This window comes from Marinobacterium sp. xm-d-564, assembly GCF_013283345.1.
Lineage (GTDB): Bacteria > Pseudomonadota > Gammaproteobacteria > Pseudomonadales > Balneatricaceae > Marinobacterium_E.
The window spans coordinates 43,683-65,560 of sequence record NZ_WBYO01000011.1 but is presented as its reverse complement, the minus strand read 5'-3'; the positions used below and the strand labels follow the sequence as shown (position 1 = coordinate 65,560).

The following is a 21,878-nucleotide window of genomic DNA, read 5'->3' as shown; positions in this document are numbered from 1 at the left end:
GGCGAGATCATTACAATAAAGTAAGACCACATAGTGCACTTGGCTATGTGCCACCAGAGGAATTCGCTAAGCGTGCTGCTTAGCAAAATCTCATCGAAGAAGTGGTACTAACTAAGGGGAAAGGTCAAGAGCGCCAACTCAGTTTCACGAACCTTATTTTTAAGTTCATCAGCAATCTGATTCAGCTGATGGCGGCTTTGCTGCAAGCTTTGAATCAACTGATTGGATTCATCCTGCCTCTCTTTAATAAACAGAGCTAACTGGTAGACGAAAATCGAAAAGATCAAAAGCACAAAGACATTTGAAAAGATGAAAATGGGAGTGGTATCTGATTCCCACCAAAAATCACCTGACAATAGATAAGGTATCTCCAATACCAGAATAGATACCAACGAGATCAACGTTGAGATACCTATCACTTTATAATTTAGGGTGTTAGATGTGGCATTTTCAGAAACCCTAGCCCCATCTGATCTCATTAGAGTGTCAAACAGGTAGGCAACAAACAGTGCACTTAAAACGCCACGAATCACCATCGAGTCATTAAGGGAGAGCATTAGCACGGCTAAAACCAAATAGCAGAGTGCCAGCATGCTAGCCCAAAAACGGGGCAATAAGAGGTAAAAGAACAGAAGATGTAAGGAGACCACATAGAAGGTCAACCCATTGGCGTAAACCAAGTTTAAAGCGTAAGAGAGAATAGAGAGTGCAACGAGAGCGTATTTAACATAGCGGTGGAGTACTGAGTATTTACGGATTCCGACTAAAATAGCCAAACAGAGCGCCGTGTTAACCAGGTTATTCACCCCCCAGCTAGGAAAAATAAAGTAAAACAAACATTGGACGATCGCGATGGCAACAAACGCCTGTTTAACGGCTTTAGTTTTGACTCTTTCATCAATCTGCTCAGCCGTCACCAGAGTGAACAGCGGCCAGATCAGACAGATCAGTGAAAAGAGGGTTCTTACATCTATTTCTGAATGTATGACACCGATGGATAGGTGGTTTAGGTTTAGCCAGAATAGCCCAACAATTCCCACAAGAGCTGGAAGGAGTATCTTCTTAGGCAGAAAGATGGCTGCAGCTGTAAGGGTTAATATACTGTATCCAGTAAATGGGATTGAACCTATTTGATAGACTTTCCAGTTAACGATGGAGACGACTGATATCGCAAAAACAGAAGAGATTACCGAAAGGTTTTTCTCTGTCGTGAAAAACTTCATTAGCGTCATCAGCACCAAGAAAAGAGTGGCTGCTACCGGAATTGAACGGCGATCAAGTGAGCTTTGCCAATCTAGTAAGCCAAGCGATTGGGTGGCTGAATAAACGAAAACGACAATAGATATATAAAAAAATGAATCTATTGCTCTCATTCTTGTTTGATTGATCATTTTAGTCTCTAAAAACAGGTTACTGATAACTAATATAAGCAAGTATCATGCCAAGTTATCTTATTAGTTTTATTTGTGGCTAAAGAGATTGCTGGGGTCTGATTCACCAGTGACTGGCTTTAGCCTGTCATCTGCTTTATCAGCGTTTTCCAGAAGATTGAATGTAATTCGAAAGCGGATGACCGAAAACCGCTCCTGCGTTTTCGGCATACATACCTTCCATGGAATTAACAGGCTGAAAGCCCGTCACCGGCACTTTGTAGCTAACTTCTACAACATGCCTGCTAGTTACTTTATAATCGCGGAATCATTTTCAGAAGGAACAACGATGGAACAGCGCAGTATCAAAGTCGGTCAAATCGAGGTGAATAACGATAAGCCAATGACGCTTTTTGGTGGTATGAACGTATTGGAGTCGCGTGATCTAGCAATGACCATTGCTGAGCAGTACGTTGAGGTGACCAACAAGCTGAACATCCCTTACGTGTTCAAAGCGAGCTTTGATAAGGCAAATCGTTCCTCTATCAACTCTTTCCGTGGCCCTGGCTTGGATGAGGGTTTGAAGATCCTTCAGGAGGTCAAATTAACCTTTAACGTACCTGTTATTACCGACGTGCACGAACCCTTCCAGTGCCAGCCTGCCGCTGAGGTGTGTGATGTCATTCAGCTACCAGCTTTCCTATCACGCCAGACTGACCTCGTTGTTGCTATGGCGAAAACCGGTGCAGTGATTAACATCAAGAAAGCGCAGTTCTTAGCTCCTCATGAGATGAAGCACATTCTGACTAAGTGTGAAGAGGCTGGTAACGATCAGTTGATTCTGTGTGAGCGTGGCAGCGCCTTCGGTTACAACAACCTTGTGGTTGATATGCTTGGCTTTAGCATCATGAAAGAGTTTGGTTACCCAGTCATTTTTGATGCTACCCATGCACTGCAGATGCCGGGCGGTCGTTCGGATTCAGCCGATGGACGTCGTGCGCTGGTAGCACAACTTTCTCGCGCGGGCCTTTCACAGGGTATAGCTGGTCTATTCCTTGAAGCACACCCTAACCCAAATATTGCGAAGTGCGACGGCCCATGCGCCCTGCCGCTATCCAAGCTAGAGCCTTACCTAGCACAGATGAAAGCGGTGGATGAGCTGGTTAAGTCCTTCCCCGCGTTGGATACTTCGGCGGATTGATTTTGGTCGGGGTTGGCGCTACGCGCCATTCCCTCCTACAGAGTGCCGGTGACTGGCTTTCAGCCTGTCATCCGCTTTATCAGCATCTTCCAGAATCTACAAAGTAATTCGAAAGCAGATGACAGGCTGAAGGCCTGTCACTGGTGATTTAACCAAGCCTCGCTTCCCACTGCTGAGCTTTCTCTACATCAACCTCCCTACCCAGCTCGCCCTTGGTATAGATATCCACCATTCGCTGAATAGCAACTGGGTGGCCCTGTTCCGCCGCAGCTTTGTAGTGTTCATAGGCTTTATCAGCCAATTTGAAAATCACTGGCGGATACCCAGACTCATAGAGCTTACCCATCTGGTATTGTGACTTTGCATCACCGCGTTCAGCAGCAGCTTGAATATACAAAGCCCCCTGCTCTTTGCTGGCAGCATCGGCACCGCGAAAGTGCAGAAGAAAACCATAAGTAGAGAGCGCTTTGACGCTACCGCGTTGGGCTCCTACCCTGAAGAGCTTCATCGTCTTATCGTGAATCCATTTAGAGCGACGTGCGAATGGGCTTCTAAATATGGCGTAAGCAGACCAAGCTGCTAAATTACCCAGCAGTGACATTTTCACTCCTATTTTTTCGGTAATAAAAAAGGGATCAATAGTAGATCCCTTTATTAGATTAAGCTCATTGCGAGATATCAAGCTTTATCAATGGGCCAGCAGATCAGCCCACTCAGCTTTAAGCGCTTCTAGCTCGTTTTCCGCTTTCTGCTTCGCTTTTTTCTTAAGGCCTGCAACCTCTTCAGTTTTCGCTGCAACAATCGCTTTAGCTTCTGCTGCAGGATCTTCGGCATTGGCTACCTGATCCAATAGAGGCTGTGCACCACGGAGAATGGCACGACGGCGCCCCTCTTCAATGCGCGCTAACTCTTCTGCTGTAAGCTCTTTCTGCTTGGCTTTCTGCTTTTCAGCCTTAGGTGCTACATAGGTCAACGGACGAATACCGGCCGCGATACGTACCTTTTCAAGCAGCGGTGCCGCTTCTGCGCGTGCCTTTTCAGCCCCTTTATGAAGCTCTGCTTCAACGGCATCAAGATTGTTCATCAGTTCATTGTAACGTGCACGTGGCGCTGACAATTTGGCATCCAGGAACTCAAACAGCTCTCGCTTTGCTTCACCCCAAGCGATGCCATTTTCAAACGCTGATCGCATGGCTGCACTTTCGTCCTTATTGGCGAACAGATTGTAGAGCTGGAAGATGGTGCTGTTATCGGCATCCTTTGGCTCCCCTGGCTCACGCAGGTCGGTTTTGATCTGATTGATGAGCTTGCGTAGCTGATCAGTTGGCGCAAACAGCGGAATCGTATTGTCGTAACTCTTCGACATCTTACGACCATCCAAACCGGGAATCAGTTGAGTCTCTTCATCCACCTGAGCTTCAGGTAAAACGAACAACTCTTCATAGGTATGGTTGAACTTACCGGCAATATCACGCGCCATTTCGATGTGCTGAATCTGATCCTTACCCACCGGAATCTTATGCGCGTTGAACATCAGAATGTCTGCCGCCATAAGAATCGGGTAGCTAAACAGCCCCATGGTGATGCCATCGTCCAGATCCTCTGACCCAGCATCACGGTTAGCATCGACTGAGGCTTTGTAAGCGTGAGCACGGTTCATCAAACCCTTTGAACACATACAGGTAAGAATCCAAGTCAGTTCTGGAATCTCTGGTATATCGGTCTGGCGATAGAAGGTCGCTTTGTCGGTATCTAACCCTAGTGCCAACCAGGTCGCTGCAATTTCGCGTGTTGATTGCGCCACACGCTCTGGATCGTGACATTTGATCAGTGCGTGGTAATCCGCCAAAAAGAAGAACGAATTGGTGTTTGGATTAAGGGTCGCTTCAATCGCTGGTTTAATCGCACCTAGGTAGTTACCAATGTGCGGAGTACCGGTGGTTGTGATACCTGTTAAAACGCGTGTATTGCTCATGGAACACTCAAGAGTCTGTATGAAAATTAAGGTGGAGATTCTACACAGTTGTGGCTGTAACGCCCACCCCAATCCATTTGCACTTACCAGTTAATGAAGGTTTAATTTAGGCACTGTTAATTAAAGGAATCATTTGATGGATAGCCAACTTCCGTCCTACATCACTCTGCTAGGCTTTGTAGTGCCTGCTCTGGTCTTTATCATTCGTTTAGACCGATACCAAGCAGCGACTATCGTACACGCACTGTTGATGGCTCTGCTCTGTCTATTTGTTGGGTTCCTTACCTCCGGGGCCGCCATCAAGTTATTGAGCCTTAGCAACCCCCTACTCACCTCAGGGATGGTGGTGATTGGATCTACGATGGCCACCCTTGCGAGATTGATCTGGATAAAACGCTTCGCGTAATAGCTATCAAACCCTCTATTTCAAGTACATTATCTGAAGACTGTATCCATGCTACTACTGATATCACCTGCTAAGACTCTCGATTATGAAACACCGGCCAGCACCCAACTGAAAAGTGAGCCGGAGTTTACCGACCGAGCTGAAACGCTGATCAACAACTTGCGTGAATATGCGCCGCAAGATATCGCTGAACTGATGAAGCTCAGCGACAAACTGGCCTCTTTGAACGTAGCGCGTTACCAGAGCTGGGTGAAAGAGCATAACGAGACGAATGCAAAACAGGCATTACTGGCCTTCAAAGGGGACGTCTACACTGGCTTGGATGCTGATTCGTTCGACGAAGCGGACTACCAATTTGCACAGAACCACCTAAGAATTCTGTCCGGCCTCTATGGGCTCCTAAAACCGATGGATTTGATGCAGCCTTACCGCTTGGAGATGGGCACAAAGCTTCAAAACGATGCCGGCAAGAACCTCTACAGCTACTGGGGTTCAACAATTACCGATCGTCTCAATGACGAGTTAGACAGTGATAAAACACCGGTCGTTGTGAATCTTGCGTCGAACGAGTACTTCAAGTCGGTGCAAGCCAAAGCACTTAATGCTCGCCTTATCAGCCCTGAGTTTAAAGATCTGAAAAACGGCCAATACAAGATCATCAGTTTTTACGCGAAAAAGGCACGCGGCCTAATGACCCGCTACGCCATCAAAAACCGCATTGAGAATCCAGAGGATCTGAAACAGTTTGATCTAGAGGGTTATGCGTTTAACGCATCAATGAGTGAAGGTGATAAGTGGGTGTTTACGCGGGATCATGCGGAGTAACGGAACAACTTGGTGACTGGCTTTAGCCTGTCATCCGCCTGATCCGCCTCTACAATTTAGTTCGAAAGCGGGTGACAGGCTGAAGCCAGTCACCTAACACGGAGTAAAAAAAGACCGCCAATAGGCGGTCTTTTTTATTGCTTAGATCAAGCGTCCGGTGACGCTTTATCGAGCTGTTGTGTCTCGTACATCAGGATCGGATCGTTCTTATCTTTAATCACACCCTGATCGATCACCACTTTCGATACACCCTCTAATGAAGGAAGTTCGTACATGGTCTCAAGCAGTTTAGACTCTAGGATTGAACGCAGACCACGTGCACCGGTTTTACGCTCAAGCGCCAACTCAGCCACTGCGAACAGTGCATCTTCACGGAACTCTAGATCAGCACCTTCCATCTCAAACAGCGCTTGATACTGCTTAGTCAGGCTGTTTTTAGGCTCAGTCAAAATCTGAATCAATGCCTCTTGATCCAATTCAGAGAGCGTCGCGATCATCGGTAGACGACCAATGAACTCTGGAATCAGACCAAACTTCACTAGATCTTCTGCTTCGACGTCATGAATACGATCGACACCCTTCTCGTCATCTTTACTACGAACAGTAGCACTGAAGCCGATTGAGCTTCGCTCACTGCGATCGGCAATGATCTTCTCTAGCCCAGCAAAGGCACCACCGACGATAAACAGGATGTTAGAGGTATCAACCTGTAAAAACTCCTGCTGAGGGTGTTTGCGACCACCCTGTGGCGGTACAGAGGCAACGGTACCCTCAATCAGTTTTAGAAGTGCCTGCTGTACACCCTCACCCGATACGTCACGCGTGATCGATGGGTTGTCGGACTTACGTGAGATCTTATCGATCTCATCAATGTAGATAATGCCCTGTTGTGCTTTCTCTACATCGTAGTCACATTTCTGCAGCAACTTCTGAACAATGTTCTCAACGTCTTCACCGACGTAACCCGCTTCAGTCAGCGTCGTCGCGTCAGCCATAGTGAAAGGCACATTCAACATGCGCGCTAGCGTCTGCGCCAACAGGGTCTTACCGCTACCCGTTGGGCCGATCAGAAGTATATTGGACTTACTCAGCTCAACGTCACTGTTTTTACCCGTAGCACGTAGGCGTTTGTAGTGGTTATAAACCGCTACCGCCAACACTTTCTTGGCACGCTCTTGACCGATCACATACTCATCAAGATTGTCTTTAATCTGACTCGGCGTAGGGAGCGTTTCGTCATCCTGTGACTCTTCGATCTCCGCCATCTCCTCGGTGATGATGTCGTTACACAGATCGACACACTCATCACAGATGAAGACTGAAGGACCAGCAATCAGCTTGCGTACTTCATCCTGGCTTTTGCCACAGAATGAACAAAATAGCTTGCTGTCGTTCTGATCGTTGTTCTCTTCAGACATGTTAATTCCTCTAAAAAGATTAGCCTTCTCGGCTGCTAAGCACTTTGTCAGCTAGACCAAATTCCACCGCCTGTTCGGCTGATAGGAAGGTGTCGTGTTTCATGATTTCGTACAACTCTTCGTACGACTTACCCGCTGTGTTACGTTCAGCGTAGATCTCGGTCAGACGATCGTTAAGGCGCTTAGCCTCTTCCATGTGGCGACGAGCATCTTCAAATTCAAGCTCTTGTACATGTACAGAGCCACGTGTACCAGGCGTACCTGAGCTGACACGGTGAATCATTGTACGTGATTCAGGTAGTAAGAAGCGCTTACCTTTGGCGCCGGCCATCGCAAGGAATGAACCCATGCTAGCCGCTTGACCCAATACCATGGTGCTGACATCCGGTTTGATGAACTGCATGGTATCGTAGATCGCCATACCGGCAGTGACCGATCCACCAGGTGAGTTGATGTACAGGTGGATGTCTTTTTCTGGATTTTCCGCTTCCAAAAAGAGCATCTGTGCAACGATCAGGTTCGCCATGTGATCTTCGACAGGACCGACCATAAAGATTACTCGCTCTTTTAATAGGCGAGAGTAAATATCGTAAGCGCGCTCACCACGGGAACTCTGCTCGACAACCATTGGCACCAAGCCACTGTCTGTTACATCAAATGGGCGGCCTGAGTAGATATCTGACATCAATAGTTTTCCTTATTCACGGCACTAATAACCAAAAAACGACAGCCAGCTTTCGCTAACTGCCGTTTTTTATAAGGATCTAAACGAGGTTTAGATCCATTACTCAACAATAATTACTGCTGAGCCGGCTTAAGAGCTTCTTCGTAGCTGACTTTAACTTCCTTCACCTTAGCAGATGCAAGAAGGTGGTCAACAACTTCGTCTTCTAGAGCAAGGCTACGGATCTGATTTAGCATCTGTTCGTTGCCTTTGTAGTAGCTGATCACTTCATCAGCATCGTCGTAGCTCTCTGCGATATCCGCAAGAATCGCATCAACACGCTCGTCAGTCGCTTCAAGGTTACCCGCTTTGATCACCTCTTGTACTAGAAGACCGATCTTAACGCGACGGATTGCCTGCTCTTCGAACAGCTCTTTAGGTAGAGTGTTTGGATCGATTTGAGCCTGGCCACCAAACTGCTGAACCGCTTGCTGACGAAGTACGTTCACTTCATCATCGATCATTGCAGCTGGTGCTTCGATTTCGTTCTGAGCGATCAGTGCATCGAATACAGCTGTTTTAGTCTTAGTTTTAAGCGCGTGGTTCATTTCACGAGCCATGTTCTTTTCAACTTCCGCTTTGAATTCAGCTTCGTCTGCAGAAGAGACACCGAACTTAGCGAAGAACTCTTCGTTTAGCTCAGGAAGTTCTGGTTTAGACACTTCGTTAAGCTTCATCTTGAAGGTTGCAGCTTTACCCGCTAGCGCTTCAGACTGGTACTCTTCAGGGAAAGTGACTTCTACGTCGAACTCTTCGCCTTTCTTCTTACCGATGATGCCATCTTCGAAACCAGGGATCATGCTACCAGAGCCGATGACTAGGTCTTGACCTTCTGCTTTACCGCCTTCGAACGCTTCGCCATCTACGAAACCTTCAAAGTCGATGTTAACTTGGAAGCCTTCTTTAACCATGCCGCGAGTCGCTTTAAACGTGCTCTGCTGCTTGCGAAGTGTGTCGATCATGTTCTTAACGTCAGCCGCTTTGATCGATGCTGTTGCTTTCTCAACTTCAACGCCCGCTAGATCTTTTAGTTCGATCTCTGGGTAAACGTCGAATGTCGCAACGTATGCAAAGTCTTCACCTTCTTTATCGGTTTTGAACTCGATAGAAGGAGCGCCTGCTGGCATTAGTGATTCCTGCTGAACAGCTTCGTAGAAAGTCTCTTGTACGACGCGGTTTAGTACTTCGTAACGAATCGCGTCACCGTACATACGCTTAATTACTTTTGCAGGTACTTTACCTGGACGGAAACCGTCCATACGGCGAGTGCGAGCCTGCTGTACAACCTGCTTCTCAACGTCAGTATCGATACGTTCGGCCGGAACAGTCACGGTTAGTTGGCGCTGAAGGCCTGAAGTAGTCTCTACAGAAACTTGCATGGAATTCCTCATTAATTCTTTTGAGAGTGTCAAACTCTTCTGTCATCAAAAATGACGCAGTCCGAGTCATTAAAATCAAGCGCGAAATTTTCCGGTAACTGAGCCCATTAGTCAAGTAAACATGCCAACAGAACTGAAAAAGTTACAAGGTATAGAAAACGAATATGAGCTTGATAATGTGAGCGATAAAAAAGAGGGAACTTCTAAGGGGTGTTTCCAGATGGTGCGGTCGGAGAGACTCGAACTCTCACACCTTGCGGCACCAGAACCTAAATCTGGCGTGTCTACCAATTCCACCACGACCGCATCTGGATTGTTGCGATTCGGCTGAGCCGAATAGTGTTGCTCATTATAAAAGTATGGTGCGGTCGGAGAGACTCGAACTCTCACACCTTGCGGCACCAGAACCTAAATCTGGCGTGTCTACCAATTCCACCACGACCGCATACTTTTATGATGTACCCAAAAATTGGGGTGGATGATGGGGCTCGAACCCACGACCACCGGAATCACAATCCGGGGCTCTACCAACTGAGCTACACCCACCATTGTGGTACATCTGGACAGGTTGCTTGGCGCGCCCAGCAGGGCTCGAACCTGCAACCTACGGCTTAGAAGGCCGTTGCTCTATCCAATTGAGCTATGGGCGCCTAACGTGCTGCCCGACCTCACAAGTGACTGGATGGAAGTCGTCATCTGCGAGGAGGTGCGTATCCTACGACCTGACCTGCAGAGGGTCAATACCCTGTTTTACTTTTTTAAAGATTTTTTTTGGTTTTGATTAATAGTTGATCAGAAACCGGGGATTTCGGTGCTTTAGCAGGGGTTTCTGGAAGACGGTGAGGTGGCGGATGACAGGCTGAAGGCCTGTCACCGGTGAATTAACTAAGCTACGGAGTGGCAGTGACTGGCTTTCAGCCTGTCACCGGAGAATTATGTTCGCGGTTTGTCGCTTCGCGCCAATTCGCTCCTACAGTCACGCTAAGCAAAAAGAGCGTTGCGAAGTCTTACTGTAGGAGCGCTCTGCCTCTAAGGCAGACCGCGATCAGGAGTGGCGGTGACTGGCTTTCAGCCTGTCATCCGCTCTCAAAGGCAACTACCCTTCCCGATACCAGGTCGTACCCTCTGGACCATCTTTAAGGATGACTCCCGCTGCAGCCAATTGATCACGAATTTCATCAGAGCGGGCAAAGTCTTTGTTCGCTCTCGCCTCTTTACGCTCAACGATCAACGCTTCCACTTCATCGCCACTGATCTCTCCGGCACCGCCCTGCTGTAGAAAATCTTTAGGGTTTTGCTGCAATAGACCGACAACTCCGGCAAGCGCCTTAATCTGACCTGCCAATTGTGAAGCCGCTGCCTCATCTTTACCTTTCAGGCGGTTTAGCTCACTGGCCATCTCAAACAGCACGGCAAACGCCATTGGGGTATTAAAGTCATCATCCATCGCGGCAAAGAATCGATCGCTGTAGTCGTTTGAGGCGATCTCGACTTCAGGTATCTCTACCCCGTCGAGTGCTTGATAGAAACGATCCAGTGCCGAACGGGCCTCTTTAAGGCTATCCAGCGAGTAATCGATCGAAGAGCGGTAATGCACACTCGATAAGAAGTAGCGAACCACCTCTGGATTATGCTCTTTAAGCACTTCACGAATCGTAAAGAAGTTACCCAACGACTTGGACATCTTCTCTTTATTCACTCGCACAGGGCCAGCATGCATCCAATAGTTTACATAGGTCTTGCCATTAGCAGCTTCCGACTGAGCAATCTCATTTTCATGGTGCGGGAACGGAAGATCAGGTCCGCCACCGTGAATATCAAAGGTTTCACCTAGACAGCATTTAGACATTGCTGAACACTCAATGTGCCAACCTGGACGGCCAGCTCCCCAAGGCGACTCCCAACTGGTCTCACCTGGTTTAGCCGCTTTCCAAAGTACGAAGTCGAGTGGACTCTCTTTTGCTGCCTCAACCTCGACACGGGCACCTGAACGAAGCTCGTCAATCACCTTATTGGTTAGGCGTCCATATGTCTCAAACTTCTCAACACGGTAGTAGACATCACCGTTGGCCGCTGCATAGGCAAAACCTTTGTCGATAAGGGCTTGGACCATGTCGATAATGTCTTGAATGTGATGGGTTGCACGCGGCTCTTGATCAGGACGCAGTACGCTTAGCGAAGCCTCATCTTCATGCATCGCCGCGATCATACGCTGAGTCAGCTGATCAGGAGTCTCACCGTTCTCAGCTGCGCGCTTTAGAATCTTGTCATCGACATCGGTGATGTTTCGAACATACTCAACCTCCCATCCACGCGCCCGCAGGTAACGAGTGATCACATCAAACGAGACCATGACTCGCGCATGACCTATATGACACAGATCGTAGACGGTCACCCCGCAGACATACATGCGAATTTTACCCGCTTCAATCGGAGTGAAGGGCTGCTTTGATTTTGAAAGTGTGTTGTATAGTTGAAACATACTCTATCCGTATTAATGCATTTGAGTTGGCAGCTTAACCTCTGCCAACAACGCGCCACCCAGCGGACTGGTTTCGCGTGAAATCAATAAATGACCTTGGTACCAGTGAATCGCTTCCCACTGCCCCATCTTCGCCAGTGAGTAGCGCACCGCCTGATCAAACTCTGCCTCTCCCTGATACACTGGAACTATCCAGATGAAGGGCTGGGTGACGGCAAAGCCACTGCCATAACCTATAAGCGCTAAACGACGACTCTTTGCGTCATAATCAACACCGGTAATTAAACCGGCCACATCAAAACTCTGGTGCGAACTTACCGACTGTTGATCAGAGTTTGGATCGACTATATAGAGCCGACTCTTTTGATCTCGCCAATTCTTAGTAAAGAGCCAGTAGTTACCGTCAACCTCTGTGACTGCTTCACAGTCACGATTGTGATCCTGGCGCTCTACCGCTGGCGTGACATCAGCCAATTTCACATTAATGGTATTGGCATCCACCAAGCCTTGGCTCTCCTCTAGCTGATCCCAACTGATTGAGTGGAACTGAAACCAGATACGATCACCGCGATTATTTCCGCAATCAGCAATGACCAGCGCCTCACTGGTGGTAATCAGTGACTCCCAATCAAGATTAGCCGCATTCCTTAGGGTAACCTTTTCCACCTTTGTGGCTGAGTCATCCGTTAAATCAAACCCATAAAGGATGGGATCATTACCGCCATCATTAATGGACCATAGGGTCTGATTGTGAAGCGCCAAACCAGAGCCTTCTGGCAAATTTTCGCCTAAGGAGCGAATCGATGTTGGCATCAATCTCAGCTCTGACCACTGCGCTCGATTCACCGGTGACGATGAACAACCGATCAAGATCAGCAGTGGAAGAGCCAGAGAGATCCAGCGCATCTATTTCGCCATTTTCGCCCAAGAGTCACGAAGACCCACAGTGCGGTTAAAGACTAAGCGATCTGAGTTACTGTCTGGATCAACCGCAAAGAAACCCTGTCGCTCAAACTGATAACGGCTCTCGATTGCCGCATTAGCCATACCAACCTCTACACGTGCATTGGGGAATACCGATAGAGACTCTGGATTGATGAACTCCAAGAAATCGCGCTCTTTATCCCCATCTGGATTCGCTTCAGTAAATAGTCGATCGTAGAGACGCACTTCACAAGGAATTGAGTTGTCTGCACTGACCCAATGAATGACACCCTTGGGTTTGTAGTCGATTGGGTTTTCACCTTTAGTCGCCGGATCATAGGTCACTAATAATTCGGTTACTTCACCCTGCTCATTGGTGATCACCTCTTCACAGGTGACACAGAAAGCGCCACGCAGACGTACGGCAAACCCTGGTGCCAAACGTTTCCACTTCTTAGGCGCTTCCATCGCAAAATCTTCGCGCTCAATCAGAAGGTTCTTAGTAAACGGAATACGACGTACACCCATCGACTCATCTTTAGGGTGTACAGGCACCTCAAACCACTCCTCTTTACCCTCTTCGTAGTTGGTAATGGTCAGTTTTATAGGATCGGTCACACACATAGCACGAGGCGATTTAGCGTCTAGATCTTCACGAATAGCCGCTTCCAGCATACCCATGTCGACCGTTGAGTTAGAGCGTGTCACGCCGATCATGTCACAGAAATTACGAATTGAATCGGGTGTATAACCGCGACGACGCAAACCAGAGATGGTTGGCATACGCGGATCATCCCAGCCTGAAACGTGCTGCTCATCGACAAGCTGTTTCAGCTTGCGCTTAGAGGTGATGGTGTAGTTCAGATTGAGACGTGCAAATTCATACTGACGGGGTGATGCCGGTACTGGCAGATTGGCAACAAACCAGTCGTATAGTGGACGGTGATCTTCAAACTCTAGCGTACAGATCGAGTGTGTAATCTCTTCAATCGCATCCGATTGACCATGTGCGAAGTCGTAGCTCGGATAGATACACCACTTATCACCCGTCTGGTGGTGATGTGCTTTGCGGATACGGTAGATAACCGGATCACGCATGTTCATGTTAGGCGATGCCATATCAATCTTGGCACGCAACGCCGCTTCACCCTCTTCGAAGCCACCATCACGCATCTTTTCAAACAGCGCTAGGTTCTCTTCAGGTGAGCGATCACGGAACGGGCTGTTTTTGCCCGGCTCGGTCAAATTACCGCGGTACTGACGCATCTCTTCGCCATTCAGCTCACAGACAAAGGCTTTGCCCTCTTGAATCAGGTGAACCGCCCAAGCATAGAGTTGATCGAAGTAGTTTGAGGTGTAGCGGATGTCACCATTCCATTTGTAACCCAACCACTCAACATCGCGCGTGATTGCATCGATGTACTCTTGTGACTCTTTCTCTGGGTTGGTGTCATCAAAACGAAGGTTACAGACACCTTGGTACTTCTCAGCCGTACCAAAGTTCAGACAGATCGATTTGGCATGACCAATGTGAAGAAAACCATTGGGCTCTGGTGGGAAACGGGTAACAACCTTACCCTGATGCGTGCCCTGCTCTAGATCCTTTTCAACGATCTGATGAATGAAATTGGTAACGGTAACCGCTTCGTTTTTACTCATAATTCAACTTTGACGTGACTGTAAAATAATAAGCGCGGAATTATATGCCATCCGAACACGTCAATACAGGGCGAAACCTCTATTTGATCTGATATACTTCGCACAAATTTCAACTTAAAGGGAAAAACTGATGATCGTTCTTACGACCAACTTCGGCGAAATCAAAATTGAACTCGATTTTGACAAGGCTCCAAAAACTGCGGCGAACTTCGAACAGTACGTTAAAGAGGGTTTTTACGACGGTGTGATTTTCCACCGCGTCATCAGCAACTTCATGATTCAAGGCGGTGGTTTTGAGCCAGGCATGCACCAGAAAAAAACTCGCGAACCGATTGAGAACGAAGCCGATAACGGTCTAAGCAACGAGATGTACACCGTTGCAATGGCACGCACAATGGACCCACACTCAGCCTCTGCTCAGTTCTTCATCAACGTAGCGGATAACGCCTTCCTTGATCACTCTGGCAAGAACACGCAAGGCTGGGGCTACGCGGTATTTGGTAAAGTTGTTGAGGGCCAAGAGGTAGTCGACAAAATCAAACTGGTACCTACTACTATGAAAGTGGGTCACCAAGACGTACCGGTTGACGATGTCATCATTGAGAAGGCTGAAGTTCAGGCTTAATCTTGAAACGTCTATTCATTTCAGACCTTCACCTGCAAGCGGAGCGACCCGAGATCACTCGGGCGCTTCGTTACTTCCTCTCACATATCGCGCCTTCTAGCGATGAACTCTACCTACTGGGTGATATTTTTGAAGCCTGGATTGGTGACGATTTTGCCGACCCTGTTCTCAAAGAGATTCAACCCTACTTCGAAGCCTTAAGCCGAACGGGTACGAGCATCTATCTCATGCACGGCAACCGTGACTTCCTGTTAGGCAAGAAAAGTGCAAGTAAACTGTCAGCCGAACTACTACCTGAACAGATCAAGATTGAGCTACCCAAACGCGGCACCGCCCTACTGATGCACGGCGATGAACTCTGCATTGATGATGCCGCCTACCAGGCCTTTCGAAACCAGGTGAGAGACCCAAACTGGCAGCAAGGCTTTCTAGCGAAAAGTATTGAGGAACGCCTCGCCATTGCACGCCAAATTCGCGATGAAAGCCAACAGCAAAACAGCAACAAAGAAGATTACATCATGGATGTAAATTTTGGATTTTGCGAAGAATTACTTACAAAAGAAGAGTGTCAGATACTGATCCATGGACACACTCATAGACCCAGCATTCATACCAATATCAATGGTAATGATTCGCTAACCAGAGTTGTTTTGGGTGACTGGAGCTCAAGCGGGTATTATCTTCTGAGTCACAAAAAGGAGTTCACACTCTCTAAGTTTGAACCCCCAGAAGATTTCACTTAATTGAGTGTAGGCTTACCCGAATGAAAGCGGAACATATCATCTTCTGACTCCACTAACTCTTGCTCTCTCTGGCGGAAAAGTTCAATCCGATCGGTAATCGGCTCACCCGCATAATCTTCAGCCAGTTTTAGATAGTCCTGATAGTGACGGCCCTCAGAGCGCAGCAGTGAGCGATAGAACTTGGCCAACTCTTCATCAAGGTATGGGGCCAATGCAGCGAAGCGCTCACAGGAGCGCGCCTCAATAAACGCACCGACAATCAACGTATCGATCAATCGACCCGGCTCTTCACGTCGAACCAACTCATGCAGACCACTGGCGTAACGCGACGCAGATAGGTTGCCATATTTAAAGCCACGCCTGTCCATCAGACCCAACACCTGTTCGAAATGGATCAACTCCTCCCGAGCGAGTCGTGACATCTTATTGAGAAGTTCTGGACGATCGACGTATCGAAACATCAGTGTCATGGCCGTAGAGGCCGCTTTCTTCTCACAGTGAGCGTGGTCGGTCAGTAGCAGAGATTGATGCTTAGGATCTTTGGCGACTTGGATCCACTGATCCGGTGTCTGGCATCCTAAAAAGCTTTGAATCTCGGTTAACGCGTCCACGTCTCTCTCCATATAATCGTTGGGTGGTGCGAATTATAACGATCAGCGCACGCGTCCGGTAGCCTCTTAGATATGTTGCGCTGCAGCGATATACTTTTTCTTTGTAAAACAATAAGAAAAGGTTCTATAAACAGCCGGTTACAAGCCCAAAGTATAAAGGCCTTTTGGCCTTTGGGTGATTAACAGAGAATGGCGACTCCTGTAGAATAGTGGCGTTTTTTTAATAACCATTGATATCGGGAAGATATCCTCCTTTCGCCTCACAAGGGTGTTAGGTGTAGCCATTAATGAGGGCCATATCGTGCTTGAAGCTTACCGTAAACACGTTGAAGAACGTGCCGCAGAAGGCGTACCGCCAAAGCCACTAGACGCTGATCAAACCAGCGCACTGGTTGAGCTACTTAAAAACCCACCAGCAGGCGAAGAAGAGTTTCTTCTAGACCTTTTAACTAACCGTGTTCCTGCCGGTGTTGACCAAGCTGCTTACGTGAAAGCAGGTTTCTTGGCGGCGATCGCTAACGGTGAAGCTTCATCTCCTCTAATCAGCAAAGTTGCTGCGGTTGAGCTTCTTGGCACAATGCTTGGTGGTTACAACATTGAGCCAATGATCAAGAGCCTAGATGACGCTGAACTAGCACCTGCTGCTGTTAAAGGCCTATCACACACACTTCTTATGTTCGATGCGTTCCACGACGTTAAAGAGAAGATGGATGCAGGTAACGCATCAGCTAAACAGGTGATGGAGTCTTGGGCTAACGCTGAGTGGTTCACAAGCAAGCCTGAAGTTGCTGAAAAAATCACAGTGACTGTATTCAAAGTACCTGGCGAAACAAACACTGACGACCTATCCCCTGCTCCAGATGCATGGTCACGCCCTGACATTCCACTGCACGCTAACGCGATGCTTAAGATGGAACGTGAAGGCATTAACCCAGAAGTACCTGGTGTTAAAGGTCCTCTAGCTCAGATCGAAGAAGTTAAAGCAAAAGGCTTCCCAGTTGCTTACGTGGGTGACGTTGTTGGTACTGGCTCTTCTCGTAAGTCTGCAACGAACTCAGTTCTATGGTTCTTCGGTGATGATATCCCGAACGTGCCTAACAAACGTGCTGGCGGCTACTGTTTCGGCGGCAAAATCGCTCCTATCTTCTACAACACAATGGAAGATGCTGGCGCACTACCGATCGAGATGCCAGTTGACGACCTAAACATGGGCGACGTGATCGACGTTTACCCATACGAAGGTAAAGTATGTAAGCACGGCACTGATGAAGTGATCTGTGAATTCGGTCTGAAAACTCAGGTTCTTCTAGACGAAGTTCGTGCAGGCGGTCGTATCCCACTGATCATCGGTCGTGGTCTAACGGATAAAGCACGTGAAGCACTCGGTCTAGGTCAAACGGATCTGTTCCGTAAGCCACAACAACCTGCTGACTCTGGCAAAGGTTACACTCTAGCTCAGAAGATGGTTGGTAAAGCATGCGGCATGGACGGTGTTCGTCCAGGCATGTACTGCGAGCCTAAGATGACAACGGTTGGTTCACAGGATACCACTGGTCCAATGACGCGTGACGAGCTTAAGGATCTTGCCTGTCTTGGTTTCTCTGCTGATCTTACTATGCAGTCATTCTGTCACACAGCGGCTTACCCTAAACCAGTAGACGTTAACACTCACCACACGCTTCCTGACTTCATCATGAACCGTGGCGGTGTATCGCTTCGCCCAGGTGACGGTGTTATCCACTCTTGGTTGAACCGCATGCTTCTTCCTGACACTGTGGGTACTGGTGGCGACTCGCACACTCGTTTCCCACTCGGTATCTCTTTCCCTGCAGGTTCTGGTCTAGTTGCATTCGCTGCGGCTACAGGCGTTATGCCTCTGGATATGCCTGAGTCAGTATTGGTTCGTTTCAAAGGCAAACGTAACCCTGGCATCACGCTACGTGACCTTGTACACGCGATCCCTTACTACGCAATCAAAGAGGGTCACCTAACGGTTGCTAAAGCGGGTAAGAAGAACATCTTCTCTGGTCGCGTTCTTGAGATCGAAGGTCTTGAAGAGCTAACAGTTGAACAGGCATTCGAACTATCTGACGCATCTGCAGAGCGTTCTGCAGCAGGCTGTACTATCACTCTAGGTGAAGATTCAGTCGCAGAATACTTGAAGTCGAACATCGTCATGCTTAAGTGGATGATCGCTGAAGGCTACGGTGATGCGCGTACTATCGAACGTCGTATCAAAGGCATGGAAGAGTGGCTAGCTAACCCAAGCCTAATGCGTGCTGATTCTGACGCAGAATACGCTTGTGTCATCGAAATCGATCTAGCGGACATCAAAGAGCCAATCCTTTGTGCTCCAAACGATCCAGACGATGCTCGCCTACTTTCAACAGTACAGGGCGAGAAGATCGATGAAGTATTCATCGGTTCTTGTATGACTAACATCGGTCACTTCCGTGCTGCAGGTAAACTGCTTGAAGCATCAGGTGCCTCTATCCCAACGCGTATGTGGATCGCTCCACCAACGAAGATGGATGCGGCTCAGCTAAGTGACGAAGGTTACTACAACATCTTCGGTAAAGCCGGTGCTCGCATGGAGATGCCTGGATGTTCACTCTGTATGGGTAACCAAGCACGTGTTGCTGCGAAATCGACTGTAGTCTCTACTTCGACTCGTAACTTCCCTAACCGTCTAGGTGATGGCGCCGATGTCTTCCTAGCCTCTGCTGAACTAGCGTCAGTTGCTGCTCTAGAGGGCAAGCTGCCAACGGTTGAAGAGTACATGAGCTACGCTCAGAAGATCGACAGCATGGCAGGTGACATCTACCGTTACCTAAACTTCGATCAGATGGAAAACTACGTAGAGAAAGCCTCTTCTGTGATTCCAACGGTTCAAGCGTAATCGGTTGATTAACGCTTAAAAAACCCGGCTTTTGCCGGGTTTTTTTGTTTAATAACGAACCGCTCTGCGGTTGTTTCGCGGTTTACCACTTCGTGGTAATTCGCTCCTACAAACGGAGCATTAAATTGTAGGAGCGAATTGGCGCGCAGCGACAAACCGGGAAATTGTAGGAGCGAATTGGCGCACAGCGACAAACCGCGAAATTAAGATAGCGGATGAGAGGCTGAAAGCCAGTCACCGTCACTCCGTAGCTTGGTTAATTCTCCGGTGTCTGGCTTCAGCCTGAAATCCGCCCTATCAGCGTTTTCCAGAGATCAACTCTTGAATCCCCTTCTCTCCCATCTCCCGCAACAGCTCCACATTACGTTCCGGCACCGAATCGATGTCAGGGTGTGTCTCGACGGCCCAGGCGACGCTCGCTTCGCGAAGCAGATGCATCATGGGATAAGGGGATCGATTGGTATGGTTTGCAGGGTCGATCTCTGCGACACCGTCAAACTGATAATCTGGGTGGAAGCCAGCCACTTGGAAAACGCCCGAATAACCCAGTGCGTCGATCAGTTCATCGACACCGGCCAGATAATCTAAGTAGGCATCAAAGTCTTTCGTAAAGTTGGGGTGGATCAATAGGGTCGTTTCGATACTCTTATCGTTCACTAGTCGCTCTAGCTCTTCGACCAGCAGCTGAGTAATCGACTCAATGTCGTCACCGGTGTAGACAAGATAGCGTAACTGATTTTGATCGATGCTTTTCTTGGCAAAGGGGCAGAGATTTAGCCCGACGACCATTTTATCCACCCAATGCTGGGTCGATTTGATTACTTCATTTTCAAAATCAGTCATTTACCAATACTCGTCGAAAATTAGTGGTTAGTTAATTATACCCAAGGGCGAAGTAAGACAGTATTTTGATCTCTCCCTGTCAAGACCAAAAAGTGTTTTTTTCACCGTTTTTATTACTCACAGAATCTGTGGATAACTTGGTGAATAATGTTTGGAAGAAGTGCGCTACTACCGATGAACTGGGGCGTTCAGCAAATTGGTTCAATTTTGAACCGGTAAAAATATATCCTTAAAATTCAATAACTTAAATTATTCAACAGGATTTTATAATTTTTTTAAAATATTTTTTTACTTTTTTCTTATAAAAAACTTGCACTGTGAACAAAAATTATTTTGTCTCATTTTGGTGCGGATTTAGAGGGGCTGTTCGGCGTCTGGAATTTCGATCTCTATGTGCCCTTTGGGACGACAACAGCAGGTTAAAACCTCTCCTTCTGCACAGTCCACCAGTGCATCCTGAACAGGTTCAACTTCGCCATCTAACAGACGCACCTTACAACATCCACAGTATCCACCGCGGCAGTTGTAAGGTGCAGGTATTTGTTGAGCTTCCAATGCATCAAGCAGTGAAAACTCATACTGGTAGTAGAAGGTGTGATGGTTGCTGACTTTGATGCGTGGGATACCCGACATCGTCAAACCCTCAAATTAAAGGTCAAAGCCTTCGAAATCCTCATCCCCTACTTCGTTGTCGATTTGACCGACCAGGTAGGAGCTGATTTCTGACTCTTGAGGAGCCACTTGGACGTTATCGCTGACCAACCATGAGTTCATCCAAGGCAATGGGTTAGCGCGGTTCTCGAAGATCTCTTCTAGACCCAAAGCTTTCATTCGAACGTTGGTAATGTACTCAACGTAATCACCCAGAATTCGCGCGTTTAGACCGATCATTGAGCCCTGACTAAAGAGATACTCTGCCCAAGATTTCTCTTGTTCTGCCGCATCACGGAAGAGTTTGATCACTTCCTCTTTCTGCTCAATAGCGATCTGTTTGAAATCAGGATCATCAGCACCCGAGGCCATGATGTTGATCATGTGCTGTGTGCCGGTGAGGTGCAGCGCTTCATCACGTGCAATCAGACGGATAATCTTCGCATTACCCTCCATAACTGCACGCTCTGCAAATGCAAATGAACAGGCGAAGCTAACGTAGAAACGGATCGCTTCCAAAACGTTAACAGATACCAGCGTTAAGTAGAGTTTCGTTTTGATGTTGTAGAGCGTTGCATCGACCAGATTACCGTCGATTGTGTGCTTACCTTCACCATGAATGGTGAAGACATTCACTAGCTCTATCAACTCATCGTAAAGACGCGTCACCGCTTCGGCTCGCTCAACAATCTCAGGATTCGTTACGATGGTATCGAACACTTTAGACGGTTCAGTGACAATGTTGCGAATGATGTGCGTGTACGAACGGCTGTGAATGGTCTCACTGAACGCCCAAGTTTCAAACCAGGTCTCAAGCTCAGGGATAGAGACGATCGGCAAAAACGCGACGTTTGGCGACCGACCCTGCACTGAATCGAGTAGGGTTTGGTATTTAAGATTGCTCAAGAAGATGTGCTGTTCATGCTCTGGCAATGCCATGAAGTCTTTACGGTCAGTACTTAGATCAACCTCTTCTGGGCGCCAAAAGAAAGAGAGCTGCTTCTCGATCAGCTTTTCAAAGATTGGGTATTTCTGTTTGTCGTAACGTGCAACGTTAACACTGCGACCTAGAAACATCGGTTCGCGAGTTGCATCGTGATTACTGGTACTGAATGTAGAGTAAGACATCTGCCCTAACCTCTT

At 47.8% G+C, this 21,878-nt stretch carries 20 protein-coding genes and 4 tRNA genes; 7 read left to right on the top strand and 17 right to left on the bottom strand.

Features of this window, described 5'->3' with window-relative positions:
• On the top strand, positions 1-83 hold an 83-nt coding region (locus tag XMD564_RS11615; protein WP_173489325.1), incomplete at its 5' end, for an integrase core domain-containing protein.
• A 24-nt stretch (positions 84-107) separates the two neighbouring features.
• Here XMD564_RS11615 and XMD564_RS10570 read toward each other — a convergent pair.
• The gene (locus XMD564_RS10570) at positions 108-1,223 is read right to left on the bottom strand and encodes a hypothetical protein (RefSeq protein ID WP_173508309.1); all 1,116 of its coding nucleotides are present in this window, start codon (positions 1,221-1,223) and stop codon (positions 108-110) included.
• A 496-nt stretch (positions 1,224-1,719) separates the two neighbouring features.
• Between XMD564_RS10570 and kdsA the strand changes: the two genes are divergently transcribed.
• Positions 1,720-2,571 (top strand): 3-deoxy-8-phosphooctulonate synthase, encoded by an 852-nt coding sequence (kdsA, locus tag XMD564_RS10565; RefSeq protein ID WP_173508308.1) that lies wholly within the window; start codon positions 1,720-1,722, stop codon positions 2,569-2,571.
• 148 nt (positions 2,572-2,719) lie between these two features.
• On the opposite strand, the gene XMD564_RS10560 is transcribed toward kdsA, so the two are convergent.
• Complete coding sequence (locus XMD564_RS10560; RefSeq protein ID WP_173508307.1) at positions 2,720-3,172, bottom strand: tetratricopeptide repeat protein; 453 nt, start codon at positions 3,170-3,172, stop codon at positions 2,720-2,722.
• Between the two features lie 87 nt (positions 3,173-3,259).
• On the bottom strand, positions 3,260-4,546 hold the full coding sequence (locus XMD564_RS10555) for a tryptophan--tRNA ligase (RefSeq protein WP_173508306.1): 1,287 nt from the start codon (positions 4,544-4,546) through the stop codon (positions 3,260-3,262).
• 136 nt (positions 4,547-4,682) lie between these two features.
• Here XMD564_RS10555 and XMD564_RS10550 point away from each other — a divergent pair, with 136 nt between their 5' ends.
• Positions 4,683-4,952 (top strand): hypothetical protein, encoded by a 270-nt coding sequence (locus tag XMD564_RS10550; RefSeq protein WP_173508305.1) that lies wholly within the window; start codon positions 4,683-4,685, stop codon positions 4,950-4,952.
• Positions 4,953-5,000: 48 nt separating this feature from the next.
• Positions 5,001-5,777 (top strand): peroxide stress protein YaaA, encoded by a 777-nt coding sequence (gene yaaA, locus XMD564_RS10545; RefSeq protein WP_173508304.1) that lies wholly within the window; start codon positions 5,001-5,003, stop codon positions 5,775-5,777.
• Between the two features lie 146 nt (positions 5,778-5,923).
• On the opposite strand, the gene clpX is transcribed toward yaaA, so the two are convergent.
• The 10 genes from clpX to XMD564_RS10495 all read right to left on the bottom strand — a co-directional run bounded on the left by clpX (position 5,924) and on the right by XMD564_RS10495 (position 14,363).
• The gene (clpX, locus tag XMD564_RS10540; protein ID WP_173506069.1) at positions 5,924-7,195 is read right to left on the bottom strand and encodes an ATP-dependent Clp protease ATP-binding subunit ClpX; all 1,272 of its coding nucleotides are present in this window, start codon (positions 7,193-7,195) and stop codon (positions 5,924-5,926) included.
• A gap of 19 nt (positions 7,196-7,214) precedes the next feature.
• Entirely contained in the window at positions 7,215-7,880 is a 666-nt protein-coding gene (locus tag XMD564_RS10535) for an ATP-dependent Clp protease proteolytic subunit (RefSeq protein WP_173483693.1), read from the bottom strand.
• Positions 7,881-7,993: 113 nt separating this feature from the next.
• Positions 7,994-9,298, bottom strand: coding sequence for a trigger factor (tig, locus tag XMD564_RS10530; protein WP_173489224.1), 1,305 nt, complete (start codon positions 9,296-9,298; stop codon positions 7,994-7,996).
• 221 nt (positions 9,299-9,519) lie between these two features.
• Positions 9,520-9,604 (bottom strand) — tRNA-Leu (locus XMD564_RS10525).
• Between the two features lie 54 nt (positions 9,605-9,658).
• Positions 9,659-9,743, bottom strand: a tRNA-Leu gene (locus tag XMD564_RS10520).
• Between the two features lie 25 nt (positions 9,744-9,768).
• A tRNA-His gene (locus tag XMD564_RS10515) sits at positions 9,769-9,844 on the bottom strand.
• 27 nt (positions 9,845-9,871) lie between these two features.
• Positions 9,872-9,948, bottom strand: a tRNA-Arg gene (locus tag XMD564_RS10510).
• 446 nt (positions 9,949-10,394) lie between these two features.
• A complete protein-coding gene (gene cysS, locus XMD564_RS10505) occupies positions 10,395-11,780 on the bottom strand; it encodes a cysteine--tRNA ligase (protein ID WP_173508303.1) in 1,386 nt (461 codons plus the stop codon).
• Positions 11,781-11,792: 12 nt separating this feature from the next.
• On the bottom strand, positions 11,793-12,686 hold the full coding sequence (locus tag XMD564_RS10500; protein ID WP_173508302.1) for a hypothetical protein: 894 nt from the start codon (positions 12,684-12,686) through the stop codon (positions 11,793-11,795).
• Positions 12,687-14,363 (bottom strand): glutamine--tRNA ligase/YqeY domain fusion protein, encoded by a 1,677-nt coding sequence (locus XMD564_RS10495; protein WP_173481019.1) that lies wholly within the window; start codon positions 14,361-14,363, stop codon positions 12,687-12,689.
• Between the two features lie 130 nt (positions 14,364-14,493).
• On the opposite strand from XMD564_RS10495, the gene XMD564_RS10490 reads away from it, so the two are divergent.
• Both XMD564_RS10490 and XMD564_RS10485 read left to right on the top strand, forming a co-directional pair.
• The gene (locus tag XMD564_RS10490) at positions 14,494-14,988 is read left to right on the top strand and encodes a peptidylprolyl isomerase (protein WP_173483688.1); all 495 of its coding nucleotides are present in this window, start codon (positions 14,494-14,496) and stop codon (positions 14,986-14,988) included.
• A 2-nt stretch (positions 14,989-14,990) separates the two neighbouring features.
• Positions 14,991-15,731 carry a UDP-2,3-diacylglucosamine diphosphatase gene (locus XMD564_RS10485; RefSeq protein WP_173489220.1) on the top strand — a complete coding sequence of 247 codons (741 nt, stop codon included), beginning with the start codon at positions 14,991-14,993 and terminating at the stop codon, positions 15,729-15,731.
• On the opposite strand, the gene XMD564_RS10480 is transcribed toward XMD564_RS10485, so the two are convergent.
• Positions 15,728-16,342, bottom strand: coding sequence for a tRNA-(ms[2]io[6]A)-hydroxylase (locus XMD564_RS10480; RefSeq protein WP_371731762.1), 615 nt, complete (start codon positions 16,340-16,342; stop codon positions 15,728-15,730). The genes XMD564_RS10485 and XMD564_RS10480 overlap by 4 nt on opposite strands.
• A 301-nt stretch (positions 16,343-16,643) precedes the next feature.
• Between XMD564_RS10480 and acnB the strand changes: the two genes are divergently transcribed.
• A complete protein-coding gene (acnB, locus tag XMD564_RS10475; protein ID WP_173494466.1) occupies positions 16,644-19,241 on the top strand; it encodes a bifunctional aconitate hydratase 2/2-methylisocitrate dehydratase in 2,598 nt (865 codons plus the stop codon).
• A gap of 297 nt (positions 19,242-19,538) precedes the next feature.
• Here acnB and XMD564_RS10470 read toward each other — a convergent pair whose 3' ends face one another.
• From XMD564_RS10470 to nrdB, 3 genes are all read right to left on the bottom strand, one after another.
• A complete protein-coding gene (locus XMD564_RS10470) occupies positions 19,539-20,084 on the bottom strand; it encodes a DUF1415 domain-containing protein (RefSeq protein ID WP_173484008.1) in 546 nt (181 codons plus the stop codon).
• A gap of 354 nt (positions 20,085-20,438) precedes the next feature.
• Positions 20,439-20,717, bottom strand: a complete 279-nt coding sequence (yfaE, locus tag XMD564_RS10465) for a class I ribonucleotide reductase maintenance protein YfaE (RefSeq protein WP_173481025.1) — start codon at positions 20,715-20,717, stop codon at positions 20,439-20,441.
• Between the two features lie 15 nt (positions 20,718-20,732).
• Positions 20,733-21,863, bottom strand: coding sequence for a class Ia ribonucleoside-diphosphate reductase subunit beta (nrdB, locus tag XMD564_RS10460; protein ID WP_173483685.1), 1,131 nt, complete (start codon positions 21,861-21,863; stop codon positions 20,733-20,735).
• Positions 21,864-21,878: the final 15 nt, after the last annotated feature.

Excerpts from the sequence above, each read along its gene's own strand:
- XMD564_RS10570 (WP_173508309.1), bottom strand. The coding sequence starts at position 1,223 with ATGAAGTTTTTCACGACAGAGAAAAACCTTTCGGTAATCTCTTCTGTT.
- tig (WP_173489224.1), bottom strand. The coding sequence starts at position 9,298 with ATGCAAGTTTCTGTAGAGACTACTTCAGGCCTTCAGCGCCAACTAACC.
- XMD564_RS10500 (WP_173508302.1), bottom strand. The coding sequence starts at position 12,686 with ATGCGCTGGATCTCTCTGGCTCTTCCACTGCTGATCTTGATCGGTTGT.
- XMD564_RS10550 (WP_173508305.1), top strand. The coding sequence starts at position 4,683 with ATGGATAGCCAACTTCCGTCCTACATCACTCTGCTAGGCTTTGTAGTG.
- XMD564_RS10560 (WP_173508307.1), bottom strand. The coding sequence starts at position 3,172 with ATGTCACTGCTGGGTAATTTAGCAGCTTGGTCTGCTTACGCCATATTT.
- XMD564_RS10490 (WP_173483688.1), top strand. The coding sequence starts at position 14,494 with ATGATCGTTCTTACGACCAACTTCGGCGAAATCAAAATTGAACTCGAT.
- XMD564_RS10535 (WP_173483693.1), bottom strand. The coding sequence starts at position 7,880 with ATGTCAGATATCTACTCAGGCCGCCCATTTGATGTAACAGACAGTGGC.
- yfaE (WP_173481025.1), bottom strand. The coding sequence starts at position 20,717 with ATGTCGGGTATCCCACGCATCAAAGTCAGCAACCATCACACCTTCTAC.
- nrdB (WP_173483685.1), bottom strand. The coding sequence starts at position 21,863 with ATGTCTTACTCTACATTCAGTACCAGTAATCACGATGCAACTCGCGAA.
- kdsA (WP_173508308.1), top strand. The coding sequence starts at position 1,720 with ATGGAACAGCGCAGTATCAAAGTCGGTCAAATCGAGGTGAATAACGAT.
- yaaA (WP_173508304.1), top strand. The coding sequence starts at position 5,001 with ATGCTACTACTGATATCACCTGCTAAGACTCTCGATTATGAAACACCG.
- XMD564_RS10470 (WP_173484008.1), bottom strand. The coding sequence starts at position 20,084 with ATGACTGATTTTGAAAATGAAGTAATCAAATCGACCCAGCATTGGGTG.
- XMD564_RS10495 (WP_173481019.1), bottom strand. The coding sequence starts at position 14,363 with ATGAGTAAAAACGAAGCGGTTACCGTTACCAATTTCATTCATCAGATC.
- XMD564_RS10555 (WP_173508306.1), bottom strand. The coding sequence starts at position 4,546 with ATGAGCAATACACGCGTTTTAACAGGTATCACAACCACCGGTACTCCG.
- cysS (WP_173508303.1), bottom strand. The coding sequence starts at position 11,780 with ATGTTTCAACTATACAACACACTTTCAAAATCAAAGCAGCCCTTCACT.
- clpX (WP_173506069.1), bottom strand. The coding sequence starts at position 7,195 with ATGTCTGAAGAGAACAACGATCAGAACGACAGCAAGCTATTTTGTTCA.